Source organism: Mesorhizobium sp. WSM4841, from assembly GCF_055811515.1.
Map to the genome: position 1 here is coordinate 1 of NZ_JBVVQC010000040.1, position 13,881 is coordinate 13,881.

Annotated in this window: 12 protein-coding genes, 4 pseudogenes and 1 riboswitch; of the genes and pseudogenes, 6 read left to right on the forward strand and 10 right to left on the reverse strand. The window is 60.2% G+C overall.

What is annotated here, in order from left to right:
* Positions 1-57: 57 nt before the first annotated feature.
* A pseudogene (locus AC0L14_RS30685) lies at positions 58-765 on the forward strand (carbamoyltransferase C-terminal domain-containing protein); the annotation flags it as partial.
* 95 nt (positions 766-860) lie between these two features.
* Positions 861-1,127 (forward strand): glycine zipper domain-containing protein, encoded by a 267-nt coding sequence (locus AC0L14_RS30690; RefSeq protein WP_473751731.1) that lies wholly within the window; start codon positions 861-863, stop codon positions 1,125-1,127.
* Between the two features lie 1,087 nt (positions 1,128-2,214).
* Here AC0L14_RS30690 and AC0L14_RS30695 read toward each other — a convergent pair.
* Complete coding sequence (locus AC0L14_RS30695; RefSeq protein WP_473751732.1) at positions 2,215-2,337, reverse strand: hypothetical protein; 123 nt, start codon at positions 2,335-2,337, stop codon at positions 2,215-2,217.
* A 143-nt stretch (positions 2,338-2,480) separates the two neighbouring features.
* Between AC0L14_RS30695 and AC0L14_RS30700 the strand changes: the two are divergent.
* From AC0L14_RS30700 to AC0L14_RS30715, 4 genes and pseudogenes are all read left to right on the forward strand, one after another.
* Positions 2,481-3,135, forward strand: a pseudogene (locus AC0L14_RS30700) (substrate-binding domain-containing protein); the annotation flags it as partial.
* Positions 3,136-3,381: 246 nt separating this feature from the next.
* Positions 3,382-3,624 (forward strand): annotated as a pseudogene (locus AC0L14_RS30705) (GAF domain-containing protein); the annotation flags it as partial.
* 614 nt (positions 3,625-4,238) lie between these two features.
* Positions 4,239-5,348, forward strand: coding sequence for a histidinol-phosphate transaminase (gene hisC / locus AC0L14_RS30710; RefSeq protein WP_473751733.1), 1,110 nt, complete (start codon positions 4,239-4,241; stop codon positions 5,346-5,348).
* Positions 5,349-5,474: 126 nt separating this feature from the next.
* Entirely contained in the window at positions 5,475-6,503 is a 1,029-nt protein-coding gene (locus AC0L14_RS30715) for an LLM class flavin-dependent oxidoreductase (RefSeq protein ID WP_473751734.1), read from the forward strand.
* Between the two features lie 261 nt (positions 6,504-6,764).
* Here the strand turns inward: AC0L14_RS30715 and AC0L14_RS30720 are convergent, their stop codons facing one another.
* The 9 genes and pseudogenes from AC0L14_RS30720 to AC0L14_RS30760 all read right to left on the reverse strand — a co-directional run bounded on the left by AC0L14_RS30720 (position 6,765) and on the right by AC0L14_RS30760 (position 13,750).
* Positions 6,765-7,523 carry a hydroxymethylpyrimidine/phosphomethylpyrimidine kinase gene (locus tag AC0L14_RS30720; RefSeq protein WP_473751771.1) on the reverse strand — a complete coding sequence of 253 codons (759 nt, stop codon included), beginning with the start codon at positions 7,521-7,523 and terminating at the stop codon, positions 6,765-6,767.
* The gene (locus tag AC0L14_RS30725) at positions 7,520-8,125 is read right to left on the reverse strand and encodes a thiamine phosphate synthase (protein WP_473751735.1); all 606 of its coding nucleotides are present in this window, start codon (positions 8,123-8,125) and stop codon (positions 7,520-7,522) included. The genes AC0L14_RS30720 and AC0L14_RS30725 overlap by 4 nt, the downstream gene beginning before the upstream one ends.
* Positions 8,122-8,895 carry a thiazole synthase gene (locus tag AC0L14_RS30730; protein ID WP_473751736.1) on the reverse strand — a complete coding sequence of 258 codons (774 nt, stop codon included), beginning with the start codon at positions 8,893-8,895 and terminating at the stop codon, positions 8,122-8,124. Before AC0L14_RS30730 ends, AC0L14_RS30725 begins: the two co-directional genes overlap by 4 nt.
* 1 nt (position 8,896) lies before the next feature.
* On the reverse strand, positions 8,897-9,094 hold the full coding sequence (gene thiS, locus AC0L14_RS30735) for a sulfur carrier protein ThiS (protein WP_292450026.1): 198 nt from the start codon (positions 9,092-9,094) through the stop codon (positions 8,897-8,899).
* Entirely contained in the window at positions 9,063-10,064 is a 1,002-nt protein-coding gene (gene thiO, locus AC0L14_RS30740; protein WP_473751737.1) for a glycine oxidase ThiO, read from the reverse strand. Before thiO ends, thiS begins: the two co-directional genes overlap by 32 nt.
* Positions 10,061-11,896, reverse strand: coding sequence for a phosphomethylpyrimidine synthase ThiC (gene thiC, locus AC0L14_RS30745; RefSeq protein ID WP_473751738.1), 1,836 nt, complete (start codon positions 11,894-11,896; stop codon positions 10,061-10,063). Before thiC ends, thiO begins: the two co-directional genes overlap by 4 nt.
* A 103-nt stretch (positions 11,897-11,999) precedes the next feature.
* Positions 12,000-12,116: riboswitch (TPP riboswitch) on the reverse strand.
* A gap of 281 nt (positions 12,117-12,397) precedes the next feature.
* Positions 12,398-12,772 (reverse strand): annotated as a pseudogene (locus AC0L14_RS30750) (7-carboxy-7-deazaguanine synthase QueE); the annotation flags it as partial.
* A 68-nt stretch (positions 12,773-12,840) separates the two neighbouring features.
* On the reverse strand, positions 12,841-13,116 hold the full coding sequence (locus tag AC0L14_RS30755; protein ID WP_473751739.1) for a hypothetical protein: 276 nt from the start codon (positions 13,114-13,116) through the stop codon (positions 12,841-12,843).
* A 373-nt stretch (positions 13,117-13,489) separates the two neighbouring features.
* Positions 13,490-13,750, reverse strand: a complete 261-nt coding sequence (locus AC0L14_RS30760; RefSeq protein WP_473751741.1) for a transcriptional regulator — start codon at positions 13,748-13,750, stop codon at positions 13,490-13,492.
* Between the last annotated feature and the right edge of the window lie 131 nt (positions 13,751-13,881).

The window sequence follows — 13,881 nt, forward strand, 5'->3', positions numbered from 1 at the left end:
GCACGCTGATCAGCCCGGCCCTTGCCGGAGAGCGCGGCGACCAAGCCGTCAGCTACACCACTCCCTGGGACACGATCGTCGGCGATCGGTGCCGCTTGCTGCGCGCTAGCTGCCGATAAGGGCTTCGTTCACCTAGACTGGTCAGTCTACAGCGGACCAAACATGAATCATGGCCCCGTGCCGCTGGGATGGCAGGCTGCTCCATGCAGCTTTACAGAACTTGCCAGCGTGCTCGCCGACGACAAGCCTGTCGTTTTCCTCGCGGGCCGTGCAGAGCTTGGTCCACGTGCGTTGGGGGGCAGAAGCATCCTGGCGGCCGCGACTTCGCCGCAAATGAAGGACCACCTCAACAAAATAAAACGTCGAGAGCACTTCCGGCCGGTAGCGCCAATATGCTTGGAGGATCGTGCACATGAGATATTCGAGCCTGGTACGCCCGATCCTTACATGCTGTTCGATCACCGAACACGTTCGGAGTGGAAAGAGAAAATCCCGGCAGTCGTTCATCTCGACGGGACTGCGCGATTACAGACAGTTTCTAGAAAATCTGATCACCCGATTGCAGAGCTCCTGATCGAATATGAACAACTCACTGGCATTCCGCTGCTCTGCAACACGAGTGCCAACCTTAACGGACGTGGGTTCTTTCCGGATGCCGCGGCAGCCTGTGAGTGGGGACGCGTGGACCACGTTTGGTGCAATGGGTTGCTGTTGACCAATCTGAAAAATCAACGACCGGTTGGCGAATGTGGTGCAAGCCGTTGAAATGACGTGAGCGCCAGAAACTTCTGACCGTCCGCTTCCGCCTGACGGTTACGTGCGTGTAGCCGAATGGCGGATGATTCCTATGAGGGTAGTTGATGGCGCTGGGCGCCGTCTCTCAGACGGAAAAGGGTGCAGCCGTCGGCGGCCTGGGCGGCGCGGCCATAGGCGCTGCCGTGGCAAATGATCCGGTGCAAGGCGCCGTTGTCGGTGGCGCCGTCGGCGCCGTTGCCGGTGCGGTGATCGGCCGGGCCAATGAACCAGACCGCTGCCGCTACCGGGATCGCTACGGGAAATTGTATGCGAAAGTCTTTCGGCAGCGTTGCTCGCTGCCTGGCCGGCGATGGCCAGTGACGCGGTGGTGAGCGAACCGGCGCACTACAATCCCAATTTCTCTTTCGTCGGAGGCGTCGTCGTCATCGACATCGAAGCCAACGAGCTAGTCCGGCTGGAAATCTTCCTGGCGGGCTCCGTCGAATGCTTAGCATCTCGACAGCTTTGGCGGCTGGAGCTGGTATCATGCCGCTGGACGAGCACTGGCCGGCTTAAACGCGACCGAAAAAGCCGAGGTCGCCGACAAGATCGAGATGCTTAGGGCGGACAATGTTTCCATTCTACTGGTCGAGCACGACATGCGATCCGTGATGCATCTTTGCGACCGGATCTCCTCGAGAGGTGAGCTGCGCAACAGTTCCGATCCGAAGCATCTCGCGCGCTCGCGCTCGGAATGGCCCTGCCGGCCCGAGATGCGTCTCGCCTAGCAGCCGCCGCCTCAACCATCGTTGCTGTGCAGGTCCTTGGCGCGCTGTGCAATTTGGCGGACCATGTATCGATCAATGATCAGCTTGCTTCTAATGCCCGCAGTTTGCTTTTCGGGCGTCGCACCTGATTTCCTTCAAGAAGAGATGCAGGGTGGTTCGATCCGGCACTGACCCTTAAGCGGGGGGGCTGGTTTGAGCCGATGCCGGACCGAACCGTCTGAGGGCAACGCCGGCTTTCTCGTGGAAGATTGCGACAACGTCGCGGCTAAAAGGTGGCGATAATGTGCCACGGAATCACCGATTCCAACACGCACTTCGAAAATGTGACTAGACGTTTCGGAAACGGCGCAGCGCAGTTGGCTTCGCTTGCGGTCTGCAGTTCGGCCGCGAAAGTGCGACTTTGGCTGTGGGAAGAGGACTGACCAATTACAGCGATCGGATGGAGGATGGGGAAACGCTCACAACAGTGATTCGTAGCACGACGGGCGACATACACGGCGGCCAGCCGGTGCGGCTCGACCGGCGCGAACTCGACCAGATCCTCAGGCCTTAGGACTCACAGTGGCACTGAGTGACGCGATCATCTTGCCGGTTGTCCTAGCCTCCCCGAGCGACGCAGACGATCGCCAGACTTGCCTGGTCAGGTAAGACGCCGTGACCCCATCGCTCGCTGTCGCGTCGACCCAGGTCCTCACAGGAATGGTGAGTTCTGGGCGGCGGCCGCGACGAGATGCTCCTCGAAGGTCGACCAGAACTCCTGAATGCTGAGACGGTCGCAAGTAATGAGTCGCTGGTGCGCTGTCTTTGCGCTCATCGACATAGCCGCCCATCTTAGCCGATGGGAGCGCCCGGCTCGATCTTCGCGAACGTCGCTGTCGGTCAACAAGGCCTGAACGAGTTAGCGCTGGCAGCACCGGGCTCGACTATCCCCAACTGCCCGAAGGTGCCGGCGAGCACAAGGACTTTAGCGGACGCTGCCATGCTATCGCCATGCGGGCGCCGGCCCACCCGAAGATCAGGCAGCAGTCGAGGAGCTCAAGGCGAAAGGCATTCGGGTTTTCTCGCTTTTCGACTTCGCCGCCGGCGTGCGCGAAGGCTATATCGGCCTCAACAACCGCAAGGTCGGGGGGACAGCCGCTTGGATGTTTTCCAAGGTCGCAAAACGGCCCGGCAAGGTGGCGGTCTTCGTCGGCAGCCACCGCTGCAGGGGCACGAGCTCCGCGAAATCGGCTTTCGCTCCTATTTCCGTGACAACGCGCCGAGTTTCGAGGTGCTCGATACGCTCGTGAACCTCGAGAAGCGGCAGATCACATACGAGACCACGCTGGATCTCATGCACGGCAACCTGAGCTCGTCGGCTTCTGTATGGTCGGCGGGGCAGGGGGCCATCAGGCGCTCCGCGAGGAGGGCAAAGGTCAAGACCTTGTCGCGATTGTGAATGAAATCACGCGGTCGGCCCTCGTAGATGACATCGTCGCGATGGCGGTCGCCACGCCTGCGCCAGCTTTGCCAGGAGCTGATTAGGCTGATGGCCCGGGCCATCAGCACCGGCACCGCGGGGACGCCGGGGCAGACATTCTGCCGTTCGATATCATCTACCGGAGGTATATGAAACTGATGGAATTCTATCATGAGCGCGGAGTTTCCTTTCGCGAATGAAAGAAAGCTCGATTGACTCTCCCGCCCCATTCCGGTCTCGTGAATCAACGTGCGGTTGCGGCGTGCAGAAGTCAGTCGACGGTCGCGATTCATGAAAGGAAACCCATGGCCAGGCATCGCACCGCTGTGCACTCGACCACGTCGCGGCGCCCCGACTTACGGCCAGGGCGTTTTTCGCGCTTGCCCGTGACCAGTCAAAATCCGCAACCAAGCGGTGGATCCGGCTTTCAACGCCGCCGACAAGGACGTGCTCGGGGCGTCCGACAACATGAAAGTGTCGTTCATCGGCGTACCCGTTCGCGTCGATGCGAACGTCGTGGGCACGCCGACCATCGACCGCATCCTGGACAACAAATCAGGTTCCCTCCTCGATTACGACCTCCGCCTCCTCACCACAATCGCCAATCTGGTTGGGCAGACAGTGAAGCTGCATCGCATGTTCCTGGCAGCGGGAGCGTCAATCGGCAGAAACGACTTTGACTGCTGCCACGGACAGTGTTTTTCCGCGGCGCCGTGGAAGAGCGGACCGGGCAACAAGGTGCTGCAACTGCCGATGATGCCAGACAGGCCGGCCACGCGGCCGACTGAGGCTGCTCCTTGGGCCGCCGCTACGGTCCCGTCCGTCGTCAGCGACCAGGCACCGCTGGCGCCTGCCAGCGCAGCCTCTTTAAAGGTACGAGTATGTCAAATCGCGAGCGTGTCATCGCGGCCGTGGAGAGATGGCTCGGTGCAGGCAAAGGCGGCGCCTGCTTGGACTGACGCCGCCAGATTGGATACACGCTGAGGAAATACGGCATCAGATCAAGCGTCCTTGAAAGGCCGACCGAGGCAAATATCAGGGACAAATCAAGCGTTGGTGGTTTGGCGGAGCCTTGGCCCGATGACGAGTGGATGCGGACCTGAGCGTCGGGCCAATCCGACCCGGGAGGACAGCCCGCCCGACCTCACGGGGTCAATGTGCTGACAACGGCGGTGTGAATGCACCGTTTGGTCGGCCATGTGCTCTAGACCATCAGTTCATCCCGGATTCCCTCTGCGACTGAAACGGAGAAAAACATGTCCGATGCAAAACTTCAGAGTGTGCTTTCGTCTCTTTCGCAAGTGGCGAGACAGTTAGATGCTCTGCCATCCGATAGACCAGCGCCGGATTCAACTTGGGTAAAACTAAACACGAATGAGAACCCCTTCCCGCTTCCAGCAATCATAATGCAAAGTGCGACTGCAGCTCTCGAACGGCAGTATCTATATCCAGAAGACGATAACATCAGCTTGAGGGAAGCAGCCGCCAATGCCTACGGCCTCTCCGTGGATCAGGTGATCGCCGGCAACGGATCGTCTGAACTGCTTGGACTTGTCTACAGAGCTTTCCTTGCCCCGGGGGATAGCGTGGCGATGATGTCGCCAGGTTTTTCGTTCAACCGCAAACTTGCAACGTTGCAGGGTGCTCAATTTGTCGAGATCGAATTTAGCGAAGATCATTCCTTGCCGATGGAGCAATTGCTCTTCGGTCCTGCTAAGGACGCCAAGTTCATTCTGTTAGCCAATCCGAACAATCCGACCGGAACGTTCGTTCCAGTGGCCGATATCGAACGCCTGGTAGCGAAATCGGACCGCTTGATCGTGCTGGATGAGGCCTACGTCGACTTTGCACCCGAGAATGCTCTACGCCTCATCAATCGCTATTCGAACCTTCTGGTCTTAAGAACATTTTCGAAAAGCTATGCTGCCGCCGGCATTCGCGTCGGTTTCGGTTTCGGTCACCCTGAAATTATCGGCAGGCTACGCAACATCCAGAACGTCTTCAACATGAATGTGGTCGGGCATGCGGTTGGTATCAGCGTCCTTGCGCACCGCGCCGCCTATGCAGACAACCACAGACACATCAGGCATGAACGACGGCGAGTGACGCTCGCGCTGTCGCAACTTGGATTTTCCGTAATCCCTTCCCACGCAAACTTCTTGCTTGCCCGCGTGCCAACGGGACAGGACGGCTCATGGTGGCAATCAGCCTTTGCAAGGCAAAAAATACTTGTTGCCGTCTTTCCCGATAAAGGTTTGGAAAATTACATCCGCGTCAGCATCGGTACAAAAGAGCAAATGGATGCGTTTCTTCGTGCCGCTAGTCGTATTAGTAGAATATTGAATATGTCAAGACCCCCGCATTAGGTTGCTAAGGCTCTGCTTTAGCATTTCGCAGGCAATAATCCGAGCGATTACACAAGCGAGAAATCTTTAAATTGCTTGGAACACGCAAGCAGCCGGACTTGTTGCGTCAAAAATGGAGACAATATCATGGATAAGGCCTTTCCTTCAGGCCTAGCTGTCGGCATCTTCGATCATCTGGACGAGGACGGCCTCGACATCGCCCGACAGTACGAAGATCGCCTGATGTTAGCGGAGGCGTGCGATCACCTTGGGTTCTATGCATATCATCTCGCGGAGCACCATTGTACCCCACATGGGAGAGGTCCATCACCGAATCTGTTCTTGTCGAGCGTAGCCCAGCGAACCCGGCGCCTTCGTGTCGGCCCGTTGGTAATGCTGCTTGCCCTCTATCATCCGCTACGTGCGTTCGAAGAGATCTGTATGCTGGACCAATTGAGCGGTGGCAGGCTCGAACTTGGGATAGGGCGCGGCTCGCTCCCGATCGAATTGGGTTACTTCGGGATTGGCTCGGACGCGGCGCCAGACCACTATGCGGAAGCCAGCGAAATTCTTATCAATGCGCTGAAGGGCGGCACGCTATCCTATCAAGGTCGCCATTTTGAGTTGAACAGCGTTCCGCTGACGCTAAGAACTCATCAGCGTCCACATCCGCCGACTTGGATCGCCACCAATCGACCGGAATCGGCAGTCTGGGCCGCTGCGAATGGCGTGAACATCGCGTGCGTGGGACCTTCCTCTTCCGTTCGAAGAATCACTGATGCCTTCCGCGCCGGTCGAGAGCACACCAGTGAGGCGGACGACCAAGCGCCATTTCTTGGATTGCTCCGAATGGTCGTGATTGGGCGTTCTGAAACAGATGCACGTTCACTCGCCGCACCTGCTTACGAACGGTGGCTCAAGAGCTTTAAATTCCTTTATGATCTCAATGGCATGCCGACTCCACCAAACCTGCCGCTGACCTTCGATGCAGCAATAGAGAAGGAATTGTGCGTAGTAGGAACGGCAGCTTCTGCGGGACAAGCTCTTCTTGATCAGCTGGAAGCGGCAGGTGCAAACTACCTCCTTTGTCAACCGGCGTTTGGGAATCTGTCGTTAGATGCTTCCCTATATACCGCAACGGCGATTCAATCCGCAATTATGGCTCGAGTTGGCTAACCCCGGTTCGAACGTTCGCTCACCCAACAACGCGCCAAGCGGCATGCGGTCGCTAGCGACGACTAGGTGCGGGTTTCGGATGACCCATCAACCGGTTGGCACAGAGGCATGCGGCTTCCTCCTCAAAGCGGCGTGTTGTTCATAGGCGAAAGCGACCGTGTATGCCGCATTCTCACCCCTCGGATAGGGCCTTCATGTCCTAGGAGTAGACCCACGATCGCCTGCCAGACTTGATCGGAGCGTTGGATACGTTCGGCCCGATCAGCTTTTCGGCCCGATGTCCTTCGATCCGGCAAGCGCATCGAAAACATGTTGCTTGGCTTGGCGCACGCTCGCTTCCAGCGACGCTCCAAGAGCAAGCGAGGCGGCGACTGCGCTGGCCATCATGCAACCCGTTCCGCGCATCCCACGCGGCAAGCGGGGCGCCTCGAACCGAACTGCAGGTTGGTTCGGCTGCAAAAGCACGTCGACGCAACGGGTTCCTTGTGCATGGCCGCCCTTGACGAGTACGGCGGTCCTCACCGTCCTAGATAGCTCTTCAGCCTGACGACAAGCCCCTTCTTCGTCCGCGGCCGGTGATGAGCCGGTCAACGCAGCCAGCTCGACCAGGTTAGGCGTTACAAGCCGGCAGATCGGCATCAGATCGTGGCGCAGCATATTAATGGCATCGTCCGCCAGCAGATTGCGTCCCGAGGTAGAGGCCAGGATCGGGTCGAGTACCACAGGCACTTGGCGGTTGACCAAAACAGCGCCGACTGCCTCAACAGCCGCCGATGTCCCAATCATGCCTATCTTGACGGCCGCGACAGCGTTGGCAGCGAACGCGGCGCGCATCTGAGCGGCGACAAGCTCCGACGGCACAAGCTTGACGTGCTCGACAGCCGAGTGCGTCTGGACTGTCACGGCGGTGACGGCAAGACAACTGCGCAGCCCGAAGGCGGAAACCGTTTCTATATCGCGGGCGATACCAGCCCCGCCGCTCGAATCCGAGCCGGCGACGATGAGGACGTACGGCTTCATCGCCACGGGGCCGTCACCGCTAGCCATTTGAGGAGACGAACCTCGGGACGCGCGTTGCCGACGATGTCAGTGACGACCGCGGCGCTCTGGGCTCCCTGGGCGAAGACCCCGGTCGCGCGCTCGACGGTCAGGCCACCTATGGCAACGAGCGGAAGGTTGCCGACACGCTGCTTCCAGGCAGCGATGCGGTCGAGCCCCTGCGGGTCCCATTTCATGATCTTGAGCACGGTCGGATAGATGGGGCCGAGCGCTACATAATCGGGATCAGCCGCAAGGGCGGTTTCGAGTTCGGCGTCGTCGTGGCTGCTGAGGCCTAGTCTGATTCCTGCCCGTCGGATCGCCTTCACATCGGCCCGTGCGAGATCTTCCTGGCCGAGATGGACGAAGTTGCAGCCCTCCTCGATCGCAACGCGCCAGTAGTCGTTGACGACGAGCTGGCAATCGTGGCGTTCGCAAATCGCCTTTGAAGCGCGGATCTCCTGGCGTAGCGAAAACTCGTCCTTGTCCTTGCTGCGCAATTGGACCAGTTTGACGCCAAGCGGCACGAGACGCTCGATCCAAGCGCTGGAATCGACGATTAGATAGAAGGGGTCGAGCTTCACGAGAACACCGCCATACCGATAACCGGTGTAGACGGAATCGCCATATCGCGCGGCTGAAGCATACCGGAAAGAAAAGCTTCCCGACCGGCATCGACTGCCTTGCCGAACGCACGCGCCATGCCGGCCGGATCGGCCGCCTTGGCGACCGCCGTGTTCAGGAGCACGGCGTCAAAGCCGAGTTCCATGACGGTCGCCGCGTGCGACGGCCGTCCGAGCCCTGCATCCACAATCAGCGGGACGCCTGGGAAATGTCCGCGCATCGAGCGCAGCGCCATGATGTTGATCGGCCCGAGGGCCGAACCGATCGGTGCGCACCACGGCATCAAGACCTTGCAGCCCACCGCAAGCAGCCGCTCGGCGACAACAAGGTCGTCGGTGGTGTAGGGAAATACCGCAAAGCCGTCCTCGCACAGGATGCGGGCGGCTTCGACCAGGCCGAACACGTCTGGCTGCAGCGTGTCGTGGTTGCCGATCACTTCGAGCTTGATCCAGCTCGTACCGAAGACGTCGCGCGCCATTTTCGCAGTGGTGACCGCTTCCTTGACGGAGTGACAGCCAGCAGTGTTGGGCAGGATTCTGACGCCCAGCGAGCGGATCAACGACCAGAATTTCTCGCCGGCCCTGCCACCTGCCATCTCACGGCGCAGCGAGATGGTCACCACCGACGTGCCCGATGCCTTGACCGCATCGGCAAGGATGGCCGGCGAAGGATATTGCGCGGTGCCGAGAAGCAGGCGGGAAGGAAGCGTCGTCCCGAGAAGCTCGAACATGCTAGCCTCCCTGCATCGGCGAGAGGATTTCGATCCGGTCGCCGTCGCTCAACTGGAACTCCGCCCGCTTGGCTTTGTGAACGAGATCGCTGTTGACGGCCGTCGCCAGCCAATCGCCTTCGTAGTCAAGCGCCGCGAGCAGCGCCGCCAGCGTTGGGGCATCAATCTCAAGCGCTTCGCCGTTGACGGTCAGTTTCATGAGCAAGCTCCTTGGTTCCGTCTTGATTGAAAACCAGTTCGGCCGCCTGGCGCGCCATGGCGGGCGCGAGAAGAAAGCCATGGCGATAAAGCCCGTTGATTACGACGGTGCTTCCATGGGCCTCGACACGCGGCAGGTTGTCTGGAAAGGCCGGACGAACACCGGCGCCGGTCTCAATGATGCCAGCTTCGCCGAATGCCGGATGGAGAGCATAGGCCGCGCCCAAAAGCTCCATCATCGAACGCGCCGTGACCGGTCCTGTGGACTGGCTCTCGATCATCGTCGCGCCGATCATGAAACGGTGGTCGGTGCGCGGCACCACGTAGAGCGGAAAGCGCGGATGAAGCAGCCGGACCGGGCGTGACAGCGAGACATCGGGCATGTGCAGGATGAGCATCTCTCCACGAACGCCGCGTAGCCTGTCGTCGACCGCAGCCATTCCCGTGCAGTCGATCTGGCGATCGAAACCGGAAACAGTCGGGGCGTCTGCTTCGAAGCGGAATTCGACGCCCATGGCCGCGAGCTTGTCATGAAGTGCCGTTATCGCCCGGCGCGGGTCGAGATGCGCTTCGTCGGGGGACAGCAATCCGCTGCGGAAGCGGCCGGCAAGGTCGGGCTCCAGCAACGCGATTGCATTTTCATCGACACGCCGATGACCCGAGGTGCGGCTGGCGAACCGCTCGAGTTCGCCCACATCGCGCGGCGCGGCCACGATCAGTGTTCCGGCCCGCGTCACCTGGCCTGGCGTTACCGCATCCCACCAGTCGGCGGCGTTGCGTCCGAGGTCAGACACCGGCTGCTCGGCGCTTTCACGCTCGCACCACGGCGCCAGCATGCCGCCGGCGAACCACGACGCATTGCCGCCGAGGCTAAGCCTCGTCTCGGCAACCGTCACCGCCGCGCCGCGGATGGCGAGTTCGAAGGCCGCGGTGAGGCCGGCGACGCCGGCCCCTTTGACCAGGACCCTCATGATGGCTCACACGCCTGTGGCAAGAGCGGTGCGCTGGTCTCGTCCGCCGGCACGTAGAGATCGCCGCCCTCGCGGTATTTCGCCGCCATCGCCGCCATGCCCTCCTTCTGCGCTTCGGCACGAATGTCATGGGAGATGCGCATCGAGCAGAATTTCGGCCCGCACATCGAGCAGAAATGCGCCAGCTTGTGCGCCTCCTTGGGCAAGGTCTGGTCGTGGAAGGAGCGCGCGGTTTCGGGGTCGAGCGACAGGTTGAACTGGTCCTCCCAGCGGAACTCGAAGCGCGCGCGGGAAAGGGCGTCATCCCTGACTTTCGCCGCCGGATGCCCCTTCGCCAGGTCGGCGGCATGCGCCGCGATCTTGTAGGTGATCACGCCAATCTTGACGTCGTTGCGATCGGGAAGGCCGAGATGTTCCTTCGGTGTGACGTAGCAGAGCATGGCGGTGCCGAACCAGCCGATCATCGCGGCGCCGATGCCTGAGGTGATGTGGTCGTAGCCCGGCGCGATGTCGGTCGTCAGCGGTCCAAGCGTATAGAATGGCGCCTCGCCGCAGACGGCGAGTTGCTTGTCCATGTTCTCCTTGATCTTGTGCATCGGCACGTGGCCAGGCCCCTCGATCATCACCTGGCAGTCCTTTGCCCAGGCGATCTTCGTCAGCTCGCCGAGCGTCTCCAGCTCTGCGAATTGCGCCGCGTCGTTGGCATCAGCGATCGAGCCCGGACGAAGCCCGTCGCCGAGCGAAAAGGACACGTCATAGGCTCGGCAGATGTCGCAGATTTCCGCGAAATGCTCGTAAAGGAAGCTCTCCCGGTGATGGTGGAGGCACCATTTGGCCATGATCGACCCGCCGCGCGAGACGATACCCGTGACCCGGTCAACCGTCAGCGGGATGTACTGCAGCCGCACGCCCGCGTGGATGGTGAAATAGTCGACGCCTTGTTCGGCCTGTTCGATCAGCGTGTCGCGGTATACCTCCCAGGTCAGGTCTTCGGCGATGCCACCGACCTTTTCGAGCGCCTGATAGAGCGGTACCGTGCCGATCGGCACCGGTGCGTTGCGAACGATCCAGTCGCGGATGTTGTGGATGTTGCGGCCGGTCGACAGATCCATCACCGTATCGGCGCCCCAGCGGATCGCCCAGACCATTTTTTCGACCTCCTCGGCCATCGAGGAGGTGACCGCCGAATTGCCGATATTGGCATTGATCTTCACCAGGAAATTGCGACCGATGATCATCGGCTCGCTCTCGGGATGATTGATGTTGGCAGGAATGATCGCGCGTCCGCGCGCTACCTCCTCGCGCACGAATTCCGGTGTGACGAAATCGGGAATTGCGGCGCCGAAGGCCTCGCCGTCGCGCTGCAGTTTGCCGTGCAGGATCTCGCGGCCGAGGTTCTCGCGGATGGCGACGAACTCCATTTCGGGCGTGATGATGCCGGCGCGAGCATAGGCAAGCTGTGTCACCGCCTCGCCTGCCTTGGCCCTGAGCGGTCGGTGGCGAATGGGAAATTCCGGCGTCTGCCGCTCGCCAGTCACGAATCCGTTGTCTTCCGGCCGGACATGGCGGCCGTCATAGGCCTCGACATCGCCGCGCGCCGCAATCCATTCACGGCGAAGCCGGGTAAGGCCTTTTTCGATGCTGGTTTCGACAGTCGGGTCGGTATAGGGGCCTGATGGATCGTAGACGGTGACAGGCGGCTCCCCAGCTGTCGGATGGACGGAGATTTCGCGCATCGGCACCCTGATCTGCGGGTGGATGGCACCGGGCTTGTGGATTTTCCGCGAGGCGGGCAGTGGTCCCGTCGACACGGCGGGGGTGAGGGCATTCATCGTGAGGCTCCTTTGCTCATGCATTGGAGACCCAGTTCTGTGCCGGAAGGATGAAAAGACGCTTCTGTCGACCTGTCGAAACAGGACCTCGGGCGTAAACTCCCGCAAAGCGCTTGCACCGTCCCTACGCCAGTATGAACTGGATCAGGTTCAACGGGTCACTGCGCCGCGAAAGCCAGCAGTATCTCAGCCCCTTGCCGGGACTCCCCTGGTGAATGCATCGAATTGAACGGCCCGTCACTATTTTGTCAAGCGCATTCGTCCCGTAGCGGTGATCGGCGACCAAACAAACCCAGCGGAAAAGCATGCTAGTATCGAGAGCAAGTCACGCCCCAGAGGAGCGGTGAAGCGCCCCCAATAAGGCGAGCCCTCATGCGGATTCGGTGCCTTTTCCAGCACGGTGTTTTCGGGGCTTTCCGGAACGACGCTGCTGCCGCCCAGTTGGGTGAGATTGCTATAGATGTCTGTCTTGCTCGTCGTCGGCAAATCCTTCCCCTTCGGCTAGACGCCCCGTTTGTTTCCCCAAAGCAGAACATGAAGCTGCGGCAGTACACGCGCCTGCCACCACCTGTCGCGGGTCACCTTTTCGACCAGCCATTCCATGCGCTTCATCACTCCGACCATGTCGATGAACGCGTCTTCGTCGCCGGGACGCGGCGGCGTGTGATTGCCGGGTTGCAGATAGACGGGTAAGTGTGGGTAGCGCGCCGCGGCGTCTTTGGCATAAGCAAAATCATCATCGTCGAAGACGACGAGCTTGAGCGCCATCTGCGGCTTATCCTGGGCCGCCTCGATGCAGGTGTCGAACACGGCCCAATCTGTCGTCATTTCGCTTGAGGGCGGCTTGGGGCTTAGCACCAGCACGTCGAGATCTGCAACGCGCGCCTCGTCCGTCTCATATGGCCTAACCTCGCAGCTTGTGCAGAACGGGCAAGGGATCGCTTTCATCGTGACGAACCTTCCCTGATGGCCTCGGGCGGTTTCGCCGAAACCTTTCGTCTAAGCCGCTCGACTTCGCAAGCGCTGATCGTTGCGCCGCGTAGTTCGGCACCACCATCGGGTAGGGAATATTTTGTCCACATGCCCTCGTAGCGGCCGGTGTGCCAGTGCAGCTGTTCGCTCGGATTCTCTCGGAACTTTGTGATCCATTCATCGTGGACGGCTTTGGCAAAGTGATGCGCCTCTCGGTCGGTGATAGTCCGCGACTTATGCTCGTTCATAATGGGCGCCGGCGCGCCACGTCCCGGATCGTTTCCATTCTCTAAGCGGCGTGTGAACCGGCTCGCGCTCAAATTCGGCAGCCAACCTCTGCGTATTTTCGCTTGGCCTCCTTTGGGTCTGTTCCCAAGGTCTTGTTGGCTTCCTAGCGACCCGTCAACGCGGCTAGCCGGTTCTCTCTATCCACAGATCTGGCCTCTCGTGCGGGCCAAGGTTACATCCGTGTCGCCCGCCATGAGGCCGATCTTCCGCAGAGCGAATCGATTCCGTAGAAATAAGAATTCTGACACCGGCCCCGCCGCCGTAAGGGTATTGATATACCCGTAGGATTCTGATCCGACCTGGCAGGCGGCGGGTAATCTTCAGAGGCCGACGTCAGGCAGCGTTCGGGATGGCCGAGATTTCATCGAAGACACTCTCAGCCAAGCCAAGCGCCCGAGCGATCCGATCGCGATAGCCCTTGTCGAAACGATAGCCAGATTCGATCAGCCCGACCTCCTCGACTGTCAGACCGCTGGTCACGGCAATGTCCTCGGTCGAATAGCCAAGATGTTCCCGATATGCCTGAATTACGGGTTTTCCGTTTGAGATTGCGGTAAGCACTGCCTCGGGCAGCGCGAAAGGCGTTGCGGTCATTTTGCCTCCAAATGCAGAGATCGGCCACTCGATAACTCGAAACAAGCGGCCGCCGATGTTGAAATAGGATGCCCAAACAGCCCGAGCGGGCGGCATCCAAAAACGCGATCACTCTCGAACGTGTGAGAGGC

What these genes read in the sequence shown, in the direction of transcription:
- AC0L14_RS30690 (WP_473751731.1), top strand. Translation starts at nt 861, where the DNA reads ATGGCGCTGGGCGCCGTCTCTCAGACGGAAAAGGGTGCAGCCGTCGGC.
- AC0L14_RS30695 (WP_473751732.1), bottom strand. Translation starts at nt 2,337, where the DNA reads ATGAGCGCAAAGACAGCGCACCAGCGACTCATTACTTGCGACCGTCTC.
- hisC (WP_473751733.1), top strand. Translation starts at nt 4,239, where the DNA reads ATGTCCGATGCAAAACTTCAGAGTGTGCTTTCGTCTCTTTCGCAAGTG.
- AC0L14_RS30715 (WP_473751734.1), top strand. Translation starts at nt 5,475, where the DNA reads ATGGATAAGGCCTTTCCTTCAGGCCTAGCTGTCGGCATCTTCGATCAT.
- AC0L14_RS30720 (WP_473751771.1), bottom strand. Translation starts at nt 7,523, where the DNA reads ATGAAGCCGTACGTCCTCATCGTCGCCGGCTCGGATTCGAGCGGCGGG.
- AC0L14_RS30730 (WP_473751736.1), bottom strand. Translation starts at nt 8,895, where the DNA reads ATGTTCGAGCTTCTCGGGACGACGCTTCCTTCCCGCCTGCTTCTCGGC.
- thiS (WP_292450026.1), bottom strand. Translation starts at nt 9,094, where the DNA reads ATGAAACTGACCGTCAACGGCGAAGCGCTTGAGATTGATGCCCCAACG.
- thiO (WP_473751737.1), bottom strand. Translation starts at nt 10,064, where the DNA reads ATGAGGGTCCTGGTCAAAGGGGCCGGCGTCGCCGGCCTCACCGCGGCC.
- thiC (WP_473751738.1), bottom strand. Translation starts at nt 11,896, where the DNA reads ATGAATGCCCTCACCCCCGCCGTGTCGACGGGACCACTGCCCGCCTCG.
- AC0L14_RS30755 (WP_473751739.1), bottom strand. Translation starts at nt 13,116, where the DNA reads ATGAACGAGCATAAGTCGCGGACTATCACCGACCGAGAGGCGCATCAC.
- AC0L14_RS30760 (WP_473751741.1), bottom strand. Translation starts at nt 13,750, where the DNA reads ATGACCGCAACGCCTTTCGCGCTGCCCGAGGCAGTGCTTACCGCAATC.